The sequence below is a fragment of the Pseudomonas sp. DW-iso3 genome (assembly GCF_058725305.1).
Window position 1 is genome coordinate 254,824 of record NZ_JBZXDZ010000007.1, and the last position, 18,948, is coordinate 273,771.

Consider the following 18,948-nt stretch of genomic DNA (forward strand, 5'->3'; position numbering starts at 1 on the left):
GGGTTTAAGTTACGTAGCTTTGGAGGGGACAAAGCGCACGGCGGCGACCAGCTCTTGCACTGCAGCGACCTGCCCCCTTGAATCCACCCGAGAACGGGAGTATCACAGTGCCACGCTGCCCGTCCGACGAGAGCGCCACCATGTCCCAGGATTTCTACTTTCTGCTGATGCCAGGCTTCTCGGCCATCGGCTTTATCTCCGCGCTGGAACCCCTGCGGGTGGCCAACCGCTTTCGCGGCGAGCTGTACCGTTGGCATGTGTTGAGTGCCGATGGCGGCGCGGTGCTGGCGAGCAATGGCATGTCAGTCAACGCCGATGCGGCGCTGGAACCGTTGAAGAAAGGCGCCACATTGCTGGTGGTGGCGGGTTTCGAACCGCTGCAGTTCGCGACCCCTGCGCTGGAACATTGGCTGCGCCGCCTCGACCACGAGGGCGTGACCCTCGGTGCCATCGACACTGGCGCCTGTGTGCTGGCTGAAGCGGGCCTGCTCGACGGTCATCGCCTGACCCTGCACTGGGAAGCCATCGACGCCTTCAAGGAAGCTTATCCACAGCTCACCGTGACCCAGGAACTGTTCGAGATCGACCGCCGCCGCATCACCTGCGCCGGCGGTACGGCCTCCATCGACCTGATGCTCGACCTGATCGCCCAGGCCCACGGCCCTGAGCTGGCGATCCAGGTCTCCGAGCAATTTGTGCTCGGCCGCATCCGCCCACGCAAAGACCACCAACGCATGCAGATCGCCACGCGTTATGGCATCAACAACAAAAAGCTGGTGCAAGTGATCGGCGAGATGGAGCAGCACACCGAGCCGCCCCTGAGCACATTGGCCCTGGCCGAGGCGATCAAAGTGACGCGCCGTCAGCTGGAGCGCCTGTTTCGCCTGCACCTGAACGACACGCCGAGTAACTTCTACCTCGGCCTGCGCCTGGAAAAAGCCCGGCAACTGCTGCGTCAGAGCGACATGAGCGTGCTGGAAGTGAGTATTGCGTGCGGGTTTGAATCGCCGTCGTATTTCACCCGCAGTTATCGGGCACGGTTTGCAAAATGCCCAAGGGAGGATCGGCGGCGGGAGGTGGTTTGACGGCTGATTATAGTTAATTGTATTCGCGACTATGATTTACAGTTCTTTTCATAATCTGGTGGGCCGACGCCCGGAAATGTTGCGCACCCTCCTTGGTGAGGTGGCATTGGAGCTGGGGGAAACGAGCAATCTGGGCCAACTGCTGCGCGCCGGCGTGTGGACCGAATTCGAAAGTGCCTGGAGCGCCCTCACCATTCTCCAGCGTGCAGCGGCCTGAAGAACACAGAGATCAAATGTGGGAGCGGGCTTGCTCGCGAAGGCGGCGTGTCAGTCAGCACTTCTGATACCGACACACTGCCTTCGCGAGGCCCGCTCCCACCCTGATTGATGGTGTGGCTTACTTCTTGACCAGCGCCGAACACGCCGCTTTGTACGCCTCATGCTGATACTTGTTCAGCGTCGCCGGCAGATCAAAGTTGTGCTTCTTGTTCTGTGCATTGAGGGTCTGTGGCGACAACAGCGTCACCTCAACACCCTCCAGCAACTGAAACACCCCTTCAATCTTGAACGTGGTCGGGCCGCCGGCGAATTCCCCTTTTTTGCTGCGCTTCTTGATCGCGATACGTTCGATGGCGTTTGCCTGCACAAACGCCCTCACCTGAGCGGCGAAGGCTTTGACGTTGGCCGCTTCATCGTCGTCTTCAAGGGCGATTTTTTTCGTGGCCAGAGCGACGTGGGTCAACACCTGGTTGTCCAGAGAGGCGACGGCGATGATGGCTTCGCTGCCTTTGATTTCGATGCCGCAAGTCTTCATGAATAGCCTTGGTTCGGAGAGAAAGTGACGAGGATTGTCGCTTATTCCTGGCCAATCGACTCCAAAAACTCCGACCGCTCATCACTCATCCGTGCCAAACAATCATTTTGCGCAATCGCGTACGCCTTGGTGCCGTTTACCGCTGGGAAGGTGTCCACCGCGCAATCAGCGTCGCGCAATTTTTCCCACTTCTGCTGGGCATCCTTCAGACGAGCGGTAATGTCCGCCAGCTTGGTCTTGTCGCTGCCATAGGTCGAAGCCATGCGTTCCAGCAGGCCCAGATAGTTATCCTTGAGCAGTTGTTCAGCGGTGGTTTTGTTGTAAGAGGCGCATTCCAGGGTTTGCTTGTCGTTTTCGATGCCGTCGCACGGCGTGCTGTCGGTGTCTTCGGCCGCGTGAACGCCGGTTGCGATGAGTGCCAAAGCCAGGAAAATCGATTTCATTGCGCCGTCTCATATCAGGTGATGCGGGAATTCTGGCTCAAGCGTAAGACAAAGAACAGTCGCCAGTCAGGCCTCTCACAACAGCCTTTGTCGCGGATTGACGCTTTCGGCAATTCCCCTGTCGTTTTTGCACCCGGCTCTGTCGGCCCCTGGGCATATGCTGGCCCCAAAGCGCCGGCAGACGATTCGGCGCATGAATCGCCAATAAGGGGACGCCTGATGAGCCCAGCCGAATTGCACGCCGACAGCATCGTTATCGACGGGCTGATTATTGCCAAGTGGAACCGCGACCTGTTCGAGGACATGCGCAAAGGGGGCCTCACCGCCGCCAACTGCACCGTGTCGGTGTGGGAAGGGTTTCAGGCCACTATCAATAACATCGTGGCCAGCCAGACCCTGATCCGTGAAAACAGCGACCTGGTGATCCCGGTGAAAACCACCGCTGACATCCGCAAGGCCAAGGAACAAGGCAAGACCGGCATCATTTTCGGTTTCCAGAACGCCCATGCCTTCGAAGACCAACTGGGCTATGTCGAGATCTTCAAGCAGCTCGGCGTCGGTGTGGTGCAGATGTGCTACAACACCCAGAACCTGGTTGGCACCGGTTGCTACGAGCGCGATGGCGGCCTGTCGGGTTTCGGCCGTGAAATCGTTGCTGAGATGAACCGCGTCGGCATCATGTGCGACCTGTCCCACGTAGGTTCCAAGACCTCCGAAGAAGTCATCCTCGAATCGAAAAAGCCGGTGTGCTACTCCCACTGCCTGCCGTCCGGGCTTAAAGAGCACCCGCGCAACAAGTCCGATGAAGAACTCAAGTTCATCGCCGACCACGGCGGCTTTGTCGGTGTGACCATGTTCGCGCCGTTCCTGGCCAAGGGCATCGATTCGACCATCGACGACTACGCCGAAGCCATCGAGTACACCATGAACATCGTCGGCGAAGACGCCATCGGCATCGGCACTGACTTCACCCAAGGCCATGGCCAGGATTTCTTCGAAATGCTGACCCATGACAAAGGCTACGCCCGCCGTCTGACCAGCTTCGGCAAGATCATCAACCCGCTGGGCATCCGCACCGTGGGCGAGTTCCCCAACCTCACCGAGACCCTGCTCAAGCGCGGCCACCCCGAGCGCGTGGTACGCAAGATCATGGGCGAGAACTGGGTCAACGTCCTCAAGGACGTCTGGGGCGAATAACCCACCGCCAACGCCTCTTCTTCCCCCGGTTGTTCGCGCCGGGGGCATTAACAAGAATTTTTCTGGAGTTAAGTTTCCATGGCCAAGATCGCCCCGCAATTGCCTATCGAAGTCGACAGCGAAACCGGTGTCTGGACCTCCGACGCCTTGCCGATGCTGTACGTGCCACGCCATTTCTTCGTCAATAACCACATCGGCATCGAAGAAGTCCTGGGCGCCGACGCCTATGCCGAGATCCTCTACAAGGCCGGCTACAAATCCGCCTGGCACTGGTGCGAGAAAGAAGCTGAATGCCATGGCCTGGAAGGCGTCGCGGTGTTTGAGCACTACATGAAGCGCCTGTCGCAGCGCGGTTGGGGCCTGTTCAAGATTCAGGACATCGACCTCGATAAAGGCACCGCCAGCGTCAAGCTGGAACACTCGGCGTTCGTCTACGTGTACGGCAAGGTCGGGCGCAAAGTGGACTACATGTTCACCGGCTGGTTTGCCGGTGCCATGGACCAGATTCTGCAAGCACGCGGCAGCCAGATCCGCACTGTCGCCGAACAAGTCTACGGAGGCTCCGAAGAGGGCCACGATGACGGCCTGTTCACCGTCAAGCCGTTGTAAGCCGAGGACCGTGCCATGGCTTTCGAAGCAATGTTCCAGCCGATCCAGATCGGCAAACTGACCATCCGCAACCGCGTGCTCAGCACCGCCCACGCCGAGGTGTATGCGACCGACGGCGGGATGACCACCGACCGCTATGTGAAGTACTACGAAGAGAAAGCCAAGGGCGGTATCGGCCTGGCGATCTGCGGCGGTTCCTCGGTGGTCGCCATCGACAGCCCGCAGGAGTGGTGGAGTTCGGTCAACCTGTCCACCGACCGCATCATTCCGCACTTCCAGAACCTGGCCGACGCCATGCACAAGCATGGCGCCAAGATCATGATCCAGATTACCCACATGGGCCGTCGCTCGCGCTGGGACGGCTTTAACTGGCCGACGCTGATGTCGCCGTCGGGCGTGCGTGAGCCGGTGCACCGTGCCACCTGCAAGACCATCGAGCCGGAAGAAATCTGGCGTGTGATCGGCAACTACGCCCAGGCCGCGCGCCGCGCCAAGGCCGGTGGCCTGGACGGTGTGGAACTGTCTGCCGTGCACCAGCACATGATTGACCAGTTCTGGAGCCCGCGGGTCAACAAACGTACCGACGAGTGGGGCGGCACCTTTGAAGGCCGCATGAAGTTCGGCCTGGAAGTGCTGAAAGCCGTACGCGCCGAAGTTGGTGATGATTTCTGCGTGGGCATGCGCCTGTGCGGTGACGAGTTCCACCCGGACGGCTTGTCCCACGAGGACATGAAACAGATCGCCAAGTATTACGACGACACCGGCATGCTCGATTTCATCGGCGTGGTGGGCTCGGGTTGCGATACGCACAACACCCTGGCCAACGTGATCCCCAACATGAGTTATCCACCGGAGCCGTTCCTGCACTTGGCCGCCGGTATCAAGGAAGTGGTCAAGGTCCCGGTGCTGCACGCGCAGAACATCAAGGACCCGAACCAGGCCACGCGCATTCTGGAAGGCGGTTATGTGGACATGGTCGGCATGACCCGTGCACACATCGCCGACCCGCACTTGATCGCCAAGATCAAGATGGGCCAGATCGACCAGATCAAGCAGTGCGTCGGTGCCAACTACTGCATCGACCGCCAGTACCAGGGCCTGGATGTGTTGTGCATCCAGAACGCCGCGACCTCTCGTGAATACATGGGCGTGCCGCACATCATCGAGAAGTCCGCCGGGGCGAAACGCAAAGTCGTGGTGGTCGGTGCCGGCCCGGCCGGGATGGAGGCTGCACGCGTGGCCGCCGAGCGTGGCCATGACGTGACCTTGTTCGAGAAGAAAGAGTTTATTGGTGGGCAGATCACCACGGCGTCCAAGGCGCCGCAGCGTGACCAGATTGCCGGCATCACCCGCTGGTTCCAGTTGGAGCTGGCGCGTTTGAAAGTCGACCTGCGCCTGGGTGTCGCGGCCGATGCAGAGACCATCCTGGACCTGCGTCCGGACGTGGTGGTGCTGGCCGTCGGCGGGCATCCGTTTATCGAGCAGAACGAACACTGGGGCGCCGCCGAAGGTTTGGTGGTCAGCAGCTGGGATGTGCTCGATGGCAAGGTCGCGCCGGGCAAGAACGTGCTGGTCTACGACACCATCTGCGAGTTCACCGGCATGTCGGTGGCCGACTTCCTGGCCGACAAAGGCTGCCAGGTGGAAATCGTCACCGATGACATCAAGCCGGGCGTGGCCATCGGCGGTACGTCGTTCCCGACCTACTACCGCAGCATGTACCCCAAGGAAGTGATCATGACCGGCGACATGATGCTGGAGAAGGTCTACCGCGAGGGCGACAAGCTGGTGGCGGTACTGGAGAACGAATACACCGGCGCCAAAGAGGAGCGGGTGGTGGATCAGGTGGTGGTGGAGAACGGCGTGCGTCCGGACGAAGCCATTTACTACGCGCTCAAGGAAGGCTCACGCAACAAAGGCCAGATCGACGTTGAAGCCTTGTTCGCGATCAAGCCGCAGCCTTGCCTGAGCGAGGCGGGTGATGGGTACTTGCTGTTCCGCATTGGCGACTGTGTGGCGCAGCGCAACACCCATGCTGCGATCTATGACGCCCTGCGCTTGTGCAAGGATTTCTAGAAACCACCGAACCACTGTGTACTCGATCTAAATGTGGGAGCTGATCAATGTGGGAGCCGGGCTTGCCCGCGATGCAGGCGACTCGGTCTTGAGTGAAACCGAGGCGATGCCATCGCAGGCAAGCCAGCTCCCACAGTGATCCGGCTTCCATGCTGGACCCGCGTGGTCTTTGGGAGCTTCACCATGTTGAACACCCTTCTTCCGATTCTCTTGTTTGCCGCCCTGGGCCTTGCCGTCCTCGGTGCCCTGCGCCGAGTGAACATGTGGCGCCGTGGCCGCGCGTCCAAGGTCAACCTGCTGGGCGGCCTGTTGGCTATGCCAAAGCGCTACATGGTCGACCTGCACCACGTGGTCGCTCGCGACAAATACATCGCCAATACCCACGTCGCCACCGCGCTGGGTTTTGTGCTGTCGGCGTTGCTCGCCATTCTGGTCCATGGTTTCGGCCTGCAGAACCGCATCCTCGGCTATGCCTTGCTGCTGGCGTCGGTGCTGATGTTTGTCGGCGCCACCTTTGTTTACCTGCGTCGCCGTAATCCGCCTTCACGCCTTTCGAAGGGCCCCTGGATGCGCCTGCCGAAAAGCCTGATGGCGTTCTCGGTAAGCTTCTTCCTGGTAACGCTGCCGGTGGCCGGAATTCTGCCGGTGGACTTTGGCGGCTGGCTGCTGGCGGCGTTGCTCAGCGTCGGTGTGCTGTGGGGCGTGTCCGAAATGTTCTTCGGCATGACCTGGGGCGGCCCGATGAAACACGCCTTTGCCGGTGCGCTGCACCTGGCCTGGCACCGCCGTGCCGAGCGCTTCGGAGGTGGCCGCTCCACCGGTTTGAAGCCGCTGGACCTCAGTGATAAAAGCGCGCCCCTGGGCGTGGAAAAACCCAAGGACTTCACCTGGAACCAACTGCTCGGTTTCGACGCCTGCGTGCAGTGCGGTAAATGCGAAGCCGCCTGCCCAGCCTTCGCCGCCGGCCAGCCGCTGAACCCAAAAAAGCTGATTCAGGACATGGTGGTCGGCCTGGCGGGCGGCACCGATGCCAAGTTCGCCGGCAGCCCCTATCCTGGCAAACCCATCGGTGAGCACAGCGGCAACCCACATCAGCCGATCGTCAACGGCCTGGTGGACGCCGAAACCCTGTGGTCATGCACCACCTGCCGCGCCTGCGTGGAAGAGTGCCCGATGATGATCGAGCACGTGGACGCCATCGTCGACATGCGCCGCCACCTCACCCTGGAAAAGGGCGCGACCCCGAACAAAGGCGCCGAAGTCCTGGAAAACCTGATCGCCACCGACAACCCCGGCGGCTTCGCACCGGGCGGTCGCCTGAACTGGGCGGCAGATTTGAACCTGCCGCTGCTCAGCGAAAAAGGCAGTTGCGACCTACTGTTCTGGGTCGGTGACGGTGCCTTCGACATGCGTAACCAACGTACCCTGCGCGCCTTCGTCAAAGTGCTGAAAGCGGCCCAGGTCGACTTCGCGGTACTCGGCCTGGAGGAGCGCGACAGCGGCGATGTTGCGCGGCGCCTGGGTGATGAAGCGACTTTCCAGTTGTTGGCCACACGCAACATCCAGACCCTGGCCAAGTACAGCTTCAAGCGCATCGTGACCTGCGACCCGCACAGCTTTCATGTACTGAAGAACGAGTACGGCGCCTTCAACGGTCATTATCGCGTACAGCACCACAGCACCTTCATGGCGCAACTGATCGATGAGGGCGCGCTGAACCTGGGCCAGCACAAAGGCAACAGCGTGACCTACCACGACCCTTGCTATCTGGGCCGTTACAACGGTGAGTACGAAGCGCCGCGTCAGGTGCTGCGAGCCCTGGGCATCGAGGTCAAGGAGATGCAACGTTCGGGCTTCCGCTCACGCTGCTGCGGCGGCGGTGGCGGGGCGCCGATTACCGACATTCCCGGCAAGCAACGTATCCCCGACATGCGCATGGAAGACATCCGCGAAACCGGCGCCGAACTGGTGGCCGTGGGTTGCCCGCAATGCACCGCGATGCTCGAGGGTGTGGTTGAGCCGCGCCCGTTGATCAAAGATATCGCCGAGCTGGTGGCGGATGCATTGCTTGAAGAGGCGCCAGCCAACGTTCCATCCAAGCGCGAACCTGCGGAGGTGCATTGATGAGCGACATTATCCGCCGCGACCCACGGGCCGAATGGATCGCCCGTAACCGTCTTCATCCCCTGCATGCGGCGATGCAGCCCGTGCAACACAGCTGGATGGGGCCCAACGGCGTTGTCCGCAAGAACGTGCATGGCGTTGGTTTTATCGGCCCCAACGGGATCAAGCGTATCGACCGCAGCGGCGCCCAGCAGGGCGGCGCGGCGAAGCGTACGGCGGCGGTCGAGGTGCAATTGCCGCTGCACCAGGTTCCGGCGCCGGCGTTCTACATCAACGTGGTGCCGGACATGGTCGGCGGCCGCCTGAGCAGTCACGACCGCGACTTGCTCGGCCTGGCGCGGCAGCTCGCCGGCAACGACGGCGCAGTGTTGGCAGTGGTGTTTGGCGAGCATAAAGAAACCACCTTTGCCACAGCGGGCGTTGATCGCCTGCTGGTGCTGGAGGGCCATGAGTTCGACGGTTATTCACCGGAGCAACGCGTCCAGGGCCTGCGCGCTGTGGATAACCAGCTCAACCCCCGCCATTGGCTGCTGCCGGACAGCCGCAGCGGTGGCGGCGAGCTGGGCCGGCGTTTTGCCGCCAGCCTCAAGGAGCGTCCGGCCACGCGGGTGTGGCAGATCAAAGGCGAGTCGTGTATCGGTCGCGCCGGTGCGGGCCAGGAAGATCTGGCCCGGCCGCTGCCACGCCTGATCCTTGCGGCCGCCGAGTGTGCCGATCCGGTCAGCGAGACACGTCATGAAGTACTGCCCGTGGAGTTATCCACAACCCTGGCGCGCAGCCTGCCACGTATCGAAGATCTAGGTGCCGTGGCGGTAGACCCGGCGGCGATTCCCATGGCCGAAGCGGAATTCATTTTCTCCGGCGGTAACGGCGTGAAGGACTGGGCCCTGTTCCACCAGACCGCTGCGGCTCTGGGCGCCACTGAAGGCGCGTCGCGGGTAGCGGTGGACGATGGCTATATGGCGCGTGATCGCCAGGTCGGCGCCAGCGGCACCTGGGTCACGGCACGGGTCTATGTGGCCGTGGGCATTTCCGGGGCGATCCAGCACCTGCAGGGCATCGGCGCCTGCGACAAGGTGGTGGCGATCAACCTCGACCCCGGTTGCGACATGATCAAGCGTGCCGACCTGTCGGTGATCGGCGAAAGCGCCGCGATTCTGCAAGCCTTGATCGTCGCGGTCGAGGCCCACCGCAACGGCGCCAAGCGCGACGCGGCTTGAGGATATGAGCATGAACACAAATGTTATCAGCTTGGTGTCCATCGGCGCCCACCCGACCTCCGGGCGACCACGCCGTGCCGAGCAAGACGCGCGCGCGGTGGAGCTTGGCCTGCAAATGGCTGGGGATAAGTTGCAGGTGCTACACGCGGGCGACATCAGCGAGCCGACCCTGCGCAGCTACCTGGGCATGGGGTTGCCGCAGTTGCATGTGCTGGAGCAGCCAGCGGGCAGTGATGCGTTACCGGTGCTCAGTGAATACCTGCGTGACGCCGGTGCCCAGGTGGTGCTCGCCGGCAGCCAGGCGGAAACCGGTGAAGGCTCGGGCATGTTGCCGTTTTTGCTCGCCGAGCAATTGGGTTGGCCTTTGATTGTCGGGCTGGCGCAGGTCGAGTCCATCGACGGCGGTGTGGCCCATGTGCTGCAAGCTCTGCCACGTGGGCAACGACGACGCCTGAAGGTACGCCTACCGTTTCTGGCGACGGTGGATAACGCCGCGCCCAAGCCTCGGCAGAGTGCCTTCGGCCCGGCGCAGCGCGGTGAGCTGGCGGCCCACGAAGTCGAAATCGAACAAGACGAGTTATTCACAGACGCCGTGCTGCAGCCGGCCAAGCCACGCCCCAAGCGCCTCAAGGTAATCAAAGCCAAGAGCGGTGCTGACCGCATGAAAGCCGCCACGGCCAAGGCCAGTGGTGGCGGTGGTCAAGTGCTCAAGGGGCTCAGCCCGGAAGCGGGCGCCGAGGCCATTCTCAAGCTGTTGGTCGAGGAAGGCGTCGTACGCTGATCGAATGTGGGAGCGGGCTTGCTCGCGAATGCGGTGTGCCAGTGCCTGTGTTGGCTGACACCTGCCTTCGCGAGCAAGCCCGCTCCCACCTTGGTTTTGCACTGTCCGTGGGATTACCCACAATCCCTGTTGACCCGTCTGTGGATAACCTGTTCGCGGTTGTCCACAGCCCGTTACAATCAAGCCCTCCAGCCCTTTGTACGAAAAACAACCAGGCTAACTGACGGTTTTTACTCGGTTTTTTTGCGCTGCCCGGGCATTTTTACGCACAGAGTTGCCCCCATACTCTGTTGGCGCTTCTGTGGATAACGTGTTCGCTATCGGCTGCAGCCCTTATTTATCAAGGCTTTCAATCGACTGATCAAAATATGATCAATTAGGGGTATTTACTCACCGGAATCTCTGGAAACCGCGATTTATGAAGCTTTGAAGGGGTTTTCCACAGCGTCGTGCAAGTTGCCCCCAAAGTCTGTTGGTGCTTCTGTGGATAAGGTGTTTGCGTACCTCTACACGTCACGTAATACAACGCTTTCAGTGGTTTGGTCAATAAGTGATCAACCGTTGGCAAAACCTCGGTACTCAAATAAGTCACGGATTTTCTTCATTTAATTTAGGGTGCAAGGCGCACTTGCCCACAATTGCTGTGGGTGGCTTTGTGGATAAGTTGTTGGGTAAAGGCTGGAGGGTACGTCAGGAGAGGGGTTCAGAGGTTTTGATTAAAATTTGAACACTACATAGGAGCCGGCTTGCCGGCTCCTACAGAGGGGAAGGTTACTCGTGAGCCGCAACGCCTTTGAGGTAAGGCGCCGGAGCGGCCCCCAGGTTGCTCAACATGCGCTCGCTGTACCAGTCCACGAAGTTCACCACGCCGAATTCATAGGTCTTGGAATACGGGCCTGGCTGGTAAGCGGTGGAGTTGATCCCGCGCTGGTTCTCTTCGGCCAGGCGACGGTCCTGGTCGTTGGTGGCGTCCCACACTTGGCGCATGCGGTCCACGTCGTAGTCCACGCCTTCCACGGCGTCCTTGTGCACCAGCCACTTGGTGGTGACCATGGTTTCCTGAGCGCTGATCGGCCACACGGTGAACACGATGATGTGATCGCCCATGCAGTGGTTCCAGGAGTGGGGCAGGTGTAGGATGCGCATCGAGCCCAGGTCCGGGTTCTTGATGCGGCCCATGAGTTTGGCGCAGCCCTGCTTGCCGTCCAGAGTCATCGACACGGTGCCCTTGAGCAGCGGCATGCGCACGATGCGGTTACGCAGGCCGAAGCTGGCGTGGGCGTAAGGGATCTTCTCGGCATCCCAGGCGGCGGCGGAGGCGGCCACGTGGTCCTTGAACGCCTGGTCGGCGCGCGGGTCGGTGACGTCGTCCCATTCCAGCAGGGTTTTCAGCAGTTCCGGGTGCGACGCGTTGCAGTGATAGCACTCGCGGTTGTTTTCCAGCACCAGCTTCCAGTTGGCTTTCTCCATCAAGGTGGTGGTAATCGCCACCTTGGTGTTCTCCATGTCGTAGGGTTCCATGTAGTGGTTCAGCGTCGACAGGAAGTCATCGATGGCTGGCGGGTTCTCCGACAGGCTGATGAAGATGTAGCCACCGGCGGTCTTCACGTTGACCGGCTTGAGGCCGTACTGCTTCATGTCGAAGTCGGCGCCCATCTCGGTGCCGGCGAACAGCAGGCGGCCATCCAGTTCGTAGGTCCACTGGTGGTAGTGGCAGACCAGTTTGGCGACCTTGCCCTTGTCGCTGGTGCACAAGCGCGAGCCACGGTGACGGCACACGTTGTGGAAGGCATGCACCACGCCTTCGGCGCCACGGATCACGATGATCGGGTTCTTGCCCACTTGCAGGGTCAGGTAGTTGCCCTTGGCCGGGATCTCGCAGGTCATGCCGGCGATCAACCACTCTTTCTGGAAGATCTCCTGCATGTCGATATCAAACAACCGCTCATCAGAGTAAAACGGCTGCGGCAGCGAGAAAGTGCGCTCGCGCTCTTGCAGCATTTGCGCGGTGGCCTTGCGTGCGGGTTCCAGCGGATCGCCCAAGCTTAAGGTTGCGGTGACGTCCATCGTGTGTGTCCTCATGGCCATTCTGTGTGGCCGGCGAATAGTGGCTACGGTTGGTGCTTTGCAAGGCGTAAAGAAAGCGTCGTTGTTGGGAGCGAGTGTGGGGCCGGCGATGTGGCGAACCTTATCCATGGGCGACATGGCCCAATCTGTTCCCGACGCGCAACCCTAGGTCGTTGGGGGCTGGTCGCGATAAGTATGTGAATGTCGCAGATAGGTAAATGGGTGGTTCTGACGTTACGCAGAATCGCCACCATAAGGCCGATGTCGGCGGTGGAGAACAACATGTCCAATAATTTCCTGAATCCGGTAACCACCCAGACCTGGGCCAATGGTCGACACATTGTCCGTTGCGTCAAAGTCATCCAGGAAACCTGGGACGTGCGCACCTTCTGTTTCATGGCCGACCAGCCGATCCTGTTCTTTTTCAAGCCAGGGCAATTCGTCACCCTGGAGCTGGAAATCGACGGCCAGCCGATCATGCGCTCCTACACCATTTCCAGCTCGCCCTCGGTGCCTTACAGCTTCTCGGTGACCATCAAGCGCGTGCCGGGCGGCAAGGTTTCCAACTGGTTGCACGATACCCTTCATGAAGGGCAAGAGTTGGCGGTGCACGGGCCGGTGGGCTTGTTCAACGCCATCGACTTCCCGAGTCCGAAAGTGCTGTACCTCAGCGGCGGCGTGGGCATCACGCCGGTGATGTCGATGGCGCGCTGGTTCTACGACACCAACGCCAACGTCGACATGACGTTTATCCACAGCGCCCGTTCGCCCAAGGACATCATCTACCACCGCGAGCTGGAGCATATGGCGTCGCGGATCGACAACTTCAGCCTGCACCTGATCTGCGAGAAACATGGTTTGGGTGAGCCTTGGGCGGGTTATCGCGGTTACCTGAACCACAAGATGCTGGAACTGATGGTGCCGGACTTCCTGGAGCGCGAAGTGTTCTGCTGCGGCCCTACGCCTTACATGAACGCGGTAAAGCGCCTGCTGGAAGTGGCAGGGTTCGACATGACGCGGTACCACGAGGAATCGTTTGGCGCCACACCGCCGGAAGCCCGTGCGGACGCGGTGGAGCAAGCCGAACAAGCCGCCGACGCGCCGGAAATCGACCTGGCGGATCTGCACCAGGTGGAGTTCATTGCGTCGGGCAAAAGCATTCGCGTCGCCCCCGGCGAAACCGTGCATGCCGCAGCCGCCAAGCTTGGCCTGTTGATCCCCAAAGCCTGCGGCATGGGCATCTGCGGCACCTGCAAGGTGATGAAGCTGGGCGGCGAGGTGGAGATGGAGCACAACGGTGGCATCACCGAGGAAGACGAAGCCGAAGGTTATATCCTGTCGTGCTGCAGTGTGCCGAAGGGTGATGTGCGCATCGAGTTCTGACCCTCAGTAGAGTGCTGGCCGCCGACCCGGTTGACGCCGCGCGCTCCGCCGTGGCGGTCGCAGGCCGCGATGAACATGCAGTTGACCGCCGTCCAGGGCACCGGGAAATAGAGCATCAAGAGCCGAAGGCCTTGTGAGCGAAATCACATCAGTGCCGCGTCGCAGGTCATGAGTCTGCGGCGCGAGCCTTAGTGGTTAGCGGACGAAAAGGTTGATGGTGTACGCGCCGGATGCTGTCATTTCGAACTCTTTGCCGGTGACCGTAAAGAGCCTGGAAGGCTCGACGATGGTGTCGCCGACATTCGCCAGCTTCCTCAGGTCGTCGAGGCTGACGAGTGTGGCGCTGGTGGCGTCTCGGCGTTGCGAGTCAATCGTGTAGCGTTGAATTTCCATGATGTTGCCCTCTATAGGATTTCCCTTTCCAGCCGAATATTCGGCAGGCAGTCAGCCCCGAAAAAACGCGTCCGTTTGTTCGGGGTGACGAAATCCTAACCAAGGCAGGGGGTAGATAGATACTGTCAGAAATACCTACAAACAGTCTCTGAAAACGCCCTGAAGGGCCCGTCGTTTCAGGCTTCCATTACTTTCCGAATATCCGCCGCCAATTCTCTTACACGTTCTTCCTCGGTATCCCACGCACACATGAAGCGTGCGCCGCCTTTGCCGATGAACGTGTAGAAGCGCCAGCCCTTGGCGGTCAACGCCGCAATCGCCGGTTCCGAGAGCTGCAGGAACACGCCATTGGCTTGCACCGGGAACATCAGTTCCACGCCGGGAATGTCGGCCACCAGGCTGCTTAGCAGTTGTGCACAGTGGTTAGCGTGGCGTGCATGCTTGAGCCAGGCATCGTTTTCCAGCAGGCCCACCCACGGGGCGGAGAGGAAGCGCATTTTCGACGCCAACTGGCCGGCCTGTTTGCAGCGGTAGTCGAAGTCTTCGGCCAGCTTATGGTTGAAGAACAGGATCGCTTCGCCCACGGCCATGCCGTTTTTGGTGCCGCCAAAGCACAGCACGTCCACGCCGGCCTTCCAGGTCAGGTCCGCCGGTGAGCAGCCAAGGAATGCGCAGGCGTTGGAGAAGCGTGCGCCGTCCATGTGCAGGTTCAGGCCCAACTCTTTGCAGGTGGCGCTGATGGCGCGGATTTCATCCGGGGTATACACGCTGCCGACTTCGGTGGCCTGTGTCAGGGTGACCACGCGCGGCTTGGGGTAGTGAATATCCTGGCGCTTGAGGGCGATCTCGCGGATCGATTCCGGGGTCAGTTTGCCGTTTTCGGTGCGCGCGGTGAGCAGCTTGGAACCGTTGGAGAAAAACTCCGGTGCGCCGCATTCGTCGGTTTCGACGTGGGCGGTTTCCGAGCAAATCACGCTATGGTAACTCTGGCACAACGAGGACAGCGCCAGGGAGTTGGCGGCGGTGCCGTTGAAGGCGAAGAACACTTCGCAGTCGGTTTCGAACAGGTTGCGGAAACCGTCGGCGGCACGGTGGGTCCATTCATCATCGCCGTAGGCGCGCTGATGGCCCTGATTGGCTTGTTCCATGGCGGCCCAGGCTTCCGGGCAAATGCCCGAATAGTTGTCACTGGCGAATTGTTGGCTCTTGTCGGTCATGGCCCATTCCTGTGGTCGATGTTGGTGCGCACTGTAACCAAGATTGTCGCGGGTGCGCACGCACTGTAAATGCAAAGTCACTGGGGAATTATGCACGGTACTGGAACCCTGCCTGTCGGACATGTCCGTGATGGCGCTTTGGATCTGCTCAAGTGGCTGGCGCTGTTGAGCATGGTGCTCGACCACCTGCGCTATGTCGGGCTGAGCCTGGACGGCCTGTATGTGCCGGGACGCTTGGCGTTCCCGTGGTTTTGCCTGGCGATTGCGGCGAATCTGCATCGGGTCAGGCACGCACCCGTGACAGGCCAATGGCGCTACCTGGGCTGGCTGTTGGTGTTCAGCGTGATCAGCGAAGTGCCCTATCGGCTGTTTATCGAGGATGCCGATACGTTGAACGTCTTGCCGACCTTGGCACTGGGCCTGCTGGTTGCCCGAGGATGGCAGCAGAAGGCGCTTTTTGATCGCGTATTGGCGCTGATTGCCGTCACGATCGCCGCCGTGTTTTCCACGCAGCTGATGTTCGGTTTGTTTGGTGTATTACTGCCGCTGGCGATGCTGCTGGTGTTCCGTCGTCCCTGGTATTTCAGCGTGTTGCCGGGGTTGGTGTGTGTGGCCGCCAATCAATGGCAGATTCTGCTTAATAGCGGCACGCCTGTCGCGTTGTCGGGATTGGCCGCATGCCTGATCGCGCCGTTGGCGGGATTAGTCCTGTTGCGACATGCCAAAGATGTCACGCCGCCGGCCATGCGCCGTTGGGCTTACGCCCTCTACCCCCTGCATTTCCTTCTGCTGCTGCTCGTTCGCAAGATCATCGCTTAACCCTTGTGGGAGCTGGCTTGCCTGCGATGGCATCACCTCGGTTCTGCTTATAGACCGAGGTGTCTGCATCGCAGGCAAGCCAGCTCCCACACAAGCCCATTCCCACATTTGTTTCGGTGTTGTTCACGCCATGTCGTAAACGCACCTTTGCGTGGCGTCCGTAGGCATTTGATCTAGAGGCGTCAGCCCTACCATCGCATCAAAGGGCCCCTGAACGGGCCTCAACAATACGAAAGGCTGGGAGAGACGCGATGTTCAGCAAACAAGACCAGATCCAGGGATATGACGACGCACTGCTGGCGGCCATGAATGCCGAGGAGCAGCGTCAGGAAGATCATATCGAGCTGATCGCGTCAGAGAACTACACCAGCAAACGCGTGATGGAAGCCCAAGGCAGCGGCCTCACCAACAAATACGCGGAAGGTTATCCGGGCAAGCGCTACTACGGTGGCTGCGAGCACGTGGACAAAGTTGAAGCCCTGGCCATTGAACGCGCCAAGCAACTGTTCGGCGCCGATTACGCCAACGTGCAGCCGCACTCCGGTTCGTCCGCCAACAGTGCGGTGTACCTGGCCCTGCTGCAAGCCGGCGACACCATCCTCGGCATGAGTCTGGCGCACGGCGGTCACCTGACCCACGGCGCCAAAGTGTCGTCTTCGGGCAAGCTGTACAACGCCGTGCAATACGGCATCAACACCGACACCGGCCTGATCGACTACGACGAAGTCGAGCGTCTGGCCGTCGAGCATAAGCCGAAAATGGTGGTGGCCGGTTTCTCTGCCTACTCCAAGACGCTGGATTTCCCACGTTTCCGTCAGATTGCCGACAAGGTGGGCGCACTGCTGTTCGTTGACATGGCCCACGTCGCTGGCCTGGTTGCCGCCGGCCTGTACCCGAACCCGCTGCCGTATGCGGATGTGGTCACCACCACCACCCACAAGACCCTGCGCGGTCCACGGGGCGGTCTGATCCTGGCCAAGTCCAACGAAGAAATCGAAAAGAAACTCAACGCCGCGGTATTCCCCGGCGCCCAAGGCGGCCCGCTGATGCACGTCATCGCCGGCAAGGCCGTGTGCTTCAAGGAAGCGCTGGAGCCAGGCTTCAAGGCCTATCAGCAGCAAGTGATCGATAACGCCCAGGCCATGGCCGATGTGTTTATCAAGCGCGGCTACGATGTGGTATCCGGCGGCACCGACAACCACCTGTTCCTGGTCAGCCTGATTCGTCAGGGCCTCACCGGCAAAGAAGCGGACGCCGCCCTGGGCCGCGCCCACATCACCGTCAACAAGAACGCCGTGCCGAATGACCCGCAGTCGCCGTTCGTGACCTCGGGCCTGCGTATCGGCACCCCGGCGGTGACCACGCGTGGTTTCAAAGTGCCGCAGTGCATCGAACTGGCCGGCTGGATCTGCGACATCCTCGACAACCTCGGCGACGCCGATGTCGAGGCCAACGTGGCCAAGCACGTGTCTGCCCTGTGCGCTGATTTCCCGGTTTATCGCTGAGCGCGGTTTTGGAGTAATGACTATGCAACGCTACTCGGGCTTCGGCCTCTTCAAGCACTCACTCAGCCACCACGAAAACTGGCAGAAGATGTGGCGCACGCCGACCCCTAAGAAGGTCTACGACGTGGTCATCGTCGGCGGCGGCGGGCATGGTCTGGCGACCGCCTACTACCTGGCCAAGGAGCACGGCATCACCAACGTGGCCGTGGTCGAGAAAGGCTGGCTGGGCGGCGGTAACACCGCGCGCAACACCACCATCGTGCGTTCCAACTACCTGTGGGACGAGTCGGCCCACCTGTACGAACACGCGATGAAACTGTGGGAAGGCCTGTCTCAGGACCTGAACTACAACGTGATGTTCTCCCAGCGCGGCGTCTACAACCTGTGCCACACCCTGCAGGACATTCGTGATTCCGAGCGCCGCGTCAGCGCCAACCGCCTCAACGGTGTGGACGGCGAACTGCTCAACGCCAAGCAAGTGGCCGACGAGATTCCGTACCTCGACTGCTCCAAGAACACCCGCTACCCGGTCCTCGGCGCCACTGTGCAACGTCGTGGCGGCGTGGCCCGTCACGATGCCGTGGCCTGGGGCTTTGCGCGTGCCGCCGACGCACTCGGCGTGGACCTGATCCAGCAGACCGAAGTGATCGGTTTCCGCAAGGAAAACGGCGTGTGCATCGGTGTGGAAACCAACAAGGGCTTTATCGGCGCCAAGCGCGTCGGTGTGGTCACTGCCGGTAACTCCGGGCACATGGCTTCGCTCGCCGGGTTCCGCCTGCCGATTGAATCCCACCCGCTGCAAGCCCTGGTGTCGGAGCCGATCAAGCCGATTATCGACAGCGTGATCATGTCCAACGCCGTGCACGGCTACATCAGCCAGTCCGACAAAGGCGACCTGGTGATCGGCGCCGGTATCGACGGCTACAACGGCTACGGCCAGCGTGGTTCGTACCCGGTGATCGAGCACACCATCCAGGCCATCGTCGAGATGTTCCCCGTGCTGTCGCGCGTGCGCATGAACCGTCAGTGGGGCGGCATCGTCGACACCACGCCCGACGCTTGCCCGATCATCTCCAAGACGCCGGTGCCGAACATGTTCTTCAACTGCGGTTGGGGCACCGGTGGCTTCAAGGCCACACCGGGCTCAGGCAACGTGTTTGCCGCCAGCCTCGCCAAGGGTGAAATGCACCCGCTGGCCGCGCCTTTTTCCATCGACCGTTTCCACAACGGTGCGTTGATCGACGAACACGGCGCTGCGGCCGTCGCCCACTAACA

The 18,948-nt window shown here is 60.8% G+C and carries 17 protein-coding genes; 12 read left to right on the plus strand and 5 right to left on the minus strand.

Annotated features, from left to right (window positions below; translation table 11 throughout):
• Positions 1-140: 140 nt before the first annotated feature.
• Positions 141-1,085: a GlxA family transcriptional regulator gene (locus tag AC4PS7_RS21870; protein ID WP_010207111.1), complete on the plus strand. Its 945-nt coding sequence runs from the start codon at positions 141-143 to the stop codon at positions 1,083-1,085.
• Positions 1,086-1,161: 76 nt separating this feature from the next.
• A complete protein-coding gene (locus AC4PS7_RS21875; protein WP_492179750.1) occupies positions 1,162-1,302 on the plus strand; it encodes a hypothetical protein in 141 nt (46 codons plus the stop codon).
• 120 nt (positions 1,303-1,422) lie between these two features.
• On the opposite strand, the gene AC4PS7_RS21880 is transcribed toward AC4PS7_RS21875, so the two are convergent.
• Positions 1,423-1,839: a DUF3010 family protein gene (locus tag AC4PS7_RS21880; protein WP_010207109.1), complete on the minus strand. Its 417-nt coding sequence runs from the start codon at positions 1,837-1,839 to the stop codon at positions 1,423-1,425.
• A gap of 41 nt (positions 1,840-1,880) precedes the next feature.
• Complete coding sequence (locus tag AC4PS7_RS21885; protein ID WP_010207107.1) at positions 1,881-2,282, minus strand: lysozyme inhibitor LprI family protein; 402 nt, start codon at positions 2,280-2,282, stop codon at positions 1,881-1,883.
• Positions 2,283-2,501: 219 nt separating this feature from the next.
• Here AC4PS7_RS21885 and AC4PS7_RS21890 point away from each other — a divergent pair, with 219 nt between their 5' ends.
• From AC4PS7_RS21890 to etfB, 6 genes are all read left to right on the plus strand, one after another.
• Positions 2,502-3,479 carry a dipeptidase gene (locus tag AC4PS7_RS21890; protein ID WP_010207105.1) on the plus strand — a complete coding sequence of 326 codons (978 nt, stop codon included), beginning with the start codon at positions 2,502-2,504 and terminating at the stop codon, positions 3,477-3,479.
• Between the two features lie 78 nt (positions 3,480-3,557).
• Positions 3,558-4,088, plus strand: a complete 531-nt coding sequence (locus AC4PS7_RS21895; RefSeq protein WP_016977793.1) for a DUF5943 domain-containing protein — start codon at positions 3,558-3,560, stop codon at positions 4,086-4,088.
• 15 nt (positions 4,089-4,103) lie between these two features.
• Complete coding sequence (gene dgcA, locus AC4PS7_RS21900) at positions 4,104-6,164, plus strand: dimethylglycine demethylation protein DgcA (RefSeq protein WP_492179743.1); 2,061 nt, start codon at positions 4,104-4,106, stop codon at positions 6,162-6,164.
• A 183-nt stretch (positions 6,165-6,347) separates the two neighbouring features.
• Positions 6,348-8,288, plus strand: a complete 1,941-nt coding sequence (gene dgcB / locus AC4PS7_RS21905; protein WP_187517322.1) for a dimethylglycine demethylation protein DgcB — start codon at positions 6,348-6,350, stop codon at positions 8,286-8,288.
• Positions 8,288-9,508, plus strand: coding sequence for an electron transfer flavoprotein subunit alpha (gene etfA, locus AC4PS7_RS21910; RefSeq protein WP_021491301.1), 1,221 nt, complete (start codon positions 8,288-8,290; stop codon positions 9,506-9,508). Before dgcB ends, etfA begins: the two co-directional genes overlap by 1 nt.
• Before the next feature lie 10 nt (positions 9,509-9,518).
• Positions 9,519-10,289, plus strand: a complete 771-nt coding sequence (gene etfB / locus AC4PS7_RS21915) for an electron transfer flavoprotein subunit beta (RefSeq protein WP_492179744.1) — start codon at positions 9,519-9,521, stop codon at positions 10,287-10,289.
• A gap of 771 nt (positions 10,290-11,060) precedes the next feature.
• On the opposite strand, the gene gbca is transcribed toward etfB, so the two are convergent.
• Entirely contained in the window at positions 11,061-12,356 is a 1,296-nt protein-coding gene (gbca, locus tag AC4PS7_RS21920; RefSeq protein WP_010207096.1) for a glycine betaine monooxygenase oxygenase subunit, read from the minus strand.
• Positions 12,357-12,638: 282 nt separating this feature from the next.
• Between gbca and gbcB the strand changes: the two genes are divergently transcribed.
• Positions 12,639-13,739: a glycine betaine monooxygenase reductase subunit gene (gbcB, locus tag AC4PS7_RS21925; RefSeq protein WP_010207095.1), complete on the plus strand. Its 1,101-nt coding sequence runs from the start codon at positions 12,639-12,641 to the stop codon at positions 13,737-13,739.
• A 195-nt stretch (positions 13,740-13,934) separates the two neighbouring features.
• On the opposite strand, the gene AC4PS7_RS21930 is transcribed toward gbcB, so the two are convergent.
• Together AC4PS7_RS21930 and AC4PS7_RS21935 are read right to left on the minus strand one after the other, a co-directional pair.
• On the minus strand, positions 13,935-14,132 hold the full coding sequence (locus tag AC4PS7_RS21930; protein WP_010207094.1) for a hypothetical protein: 198 nt from the start codon (positions 14,130-14,132) through the stop codon (positions 13,935-13,937).
• A 176-nt stretch (positions 14,133-14,308) separates the two neighbouring features.
• Positions 14,309-15,349 (minus strand): threonine aldolase family protein, encoded by a 1,041-nt coding sequence (locus tag AC4PS7_RS21935; protein WP_010207092.1) that lies wholly within the window; start codon positions 15,347-15,349, stop codon positions 14,309-14,311.
• 90 nt (positions 15,350-15,439) lie between these two features.
• Between AC4PS7_RS21935 and AC4PS7_RS21940 the strand changes: the two genes are divergently transcribed.
• The 3 genes from AC4PS7_RS21940 (at position 15,440) to AC4PS7_RS21950 (ending at position 18,946) form a co-directional block, all read left to right on the plus strand.
• Positions 15,440-16,168, plus strand: a complete 729-nt coding sequence (locus tag AC4PS7_RS21940; RefSeq protein ID WP_010207086.1) for a TraX family protein — start codon at positions 15,440-15,442, stop codon at positions 16,166-16,168.
• A gap of 251 nt (positions 16,169-16,419) precedes the next feature.
• Positions 16,420-17,673: a serine hydroxymethyltransferase gene (gene glyA / locus AC4PS7_RS21945; RefSeq protein ID WP_010207085.1), complete on the plus strand. Its 1,254-nt coding sequence runs from the start codon at positions 16,420-16,422 to the stop codon at positions 17,671-17,673.
• A gap of 22 nt (positions 17,674-17,695) precedes the next feature.
• Positions 17,696-18,946, plus strand: coding sequence for a sarcosine oxidase subunit beta (locus tag AC4PS7_RS21950; RefSeq protein WP_010207084.1), 1,251 nt, complete (start codon positions 17,696-17,698; stop codon positions 18,944-18,946).
• The last annotated feature ends 2 nt before the right edge of the window (positions 18,947-18,948 follow it).

Coding starts and splice junctions, on each gene's coding strand:
- AC4PS7_RS21870 (WP_010207111.1), top strand. CDS start 141: ATGTCCCAGGATTTCTACTTTCTGCTGATGCCAGGCTTCTCGGCCATC.
- AC4PS7_RS21875 (WP_492179750.1), top strand. CDS start 1,162: ATGTTGCGCACCCTCCTTGGTGAGGTGGCATTGGAGCTGGGGGAAACG.
- AC4PS7_RS21880 (WP_010207109.1), bottom strand. CDS start 1,839: ATGAAGACTTGCGGCATCGAAATCAAAGGCAGCGAAGCCATCATCGCC.
- AC4PS7_RS21885 (WP_010207107.1), bottom strand. CDS start 2,282: ATGAAATCGATTTTCCTGGCTTTGGCACTCATCGCAACCGGCGTTCAC.
- AC4PS7_RS21890 (WP_010207105.1), top strand. CDS start 2,502: ATGAGCCCAGCCGAATTGCACGCCGACAGCATCGTTATCGACGGGCTG.
- AC4PS7_RS21895 (WP_016977793.1), top strand. CDS start 3,558: ATGGCCAAGATCGCCCCGCAATTGCCTATCGAAGTCGACAGCGAAACC.
- dgcA (WP_492179743.1), top strand. CDS start 4,104: ATGGCTTTCGAAGCAATGTTCCAGCCGATCCAGATCGGCAAACTGACC.
- dgcB (WP_187517322.1), top strand. CDS start 6,348: ATGTTGAACACCCTTCTTCCGATTCTCTTGTTTGCCGCCCTGGGCCTT.
- etfA (WP_021491301.1), top strand. CDS start 8,288: ATGAGCGACATTATCCGCCGCGACCCACGGGCCGAATGGATCGCCCGT.
- etfB (WP_492179744.1), top strand. CDS start 9,519: ATGAACACAAATGTTATCAGCTTGGTGTCCATCGGCGCCCACCCGACC.
- gbca (WP_010207096.1), bottom strand. CDS start 12,356: ATGGACGTCACCGCAACCTTAAGCTTGGGCGATCCGCTGGAACCCGCA.
- gbcB (WP_010207095.1), top strand. CDS start 12,639: ATGTCCAATAATTTCCTGAATCCGGTAACCACCCAGACCTGGGCCAAT.
- AC4PS7_RS21930 (WP_010207094.1), bottom strand. CDS start 14,132: ATGGAAATTCAACGCTACACGATTGACTCGCAACGCCGAGACGCCACC.
- AC4PS7_RS21935 (WP_010207092.1), bottom strand. CDS start 15,349: ATGACCGACAAGAGCCAACAATTCGCCAGTGACAACTATTCGGGCATT.
- AC4PS7_RS21940 (WP_010207086.1), top strand. CDS start 15,440: ATGCACGGTACTGGAACCCTGCCTGTCGGACATGTCCGTGATGGCGCT.
- glyA (WP_010207085.1), top strand. CDS start 16,420: ATGTTCAGCAAACAAGACCAGATCCAGGGATATGACGACGCACTGCTG.
- AC4PS7_RS21950 (WP_010207084.1), top strand. CDS start 17,696: ATGCAACGCTACTCGGGCTTCGGCCTCTTCAAGCACTCACTCAGCCAC.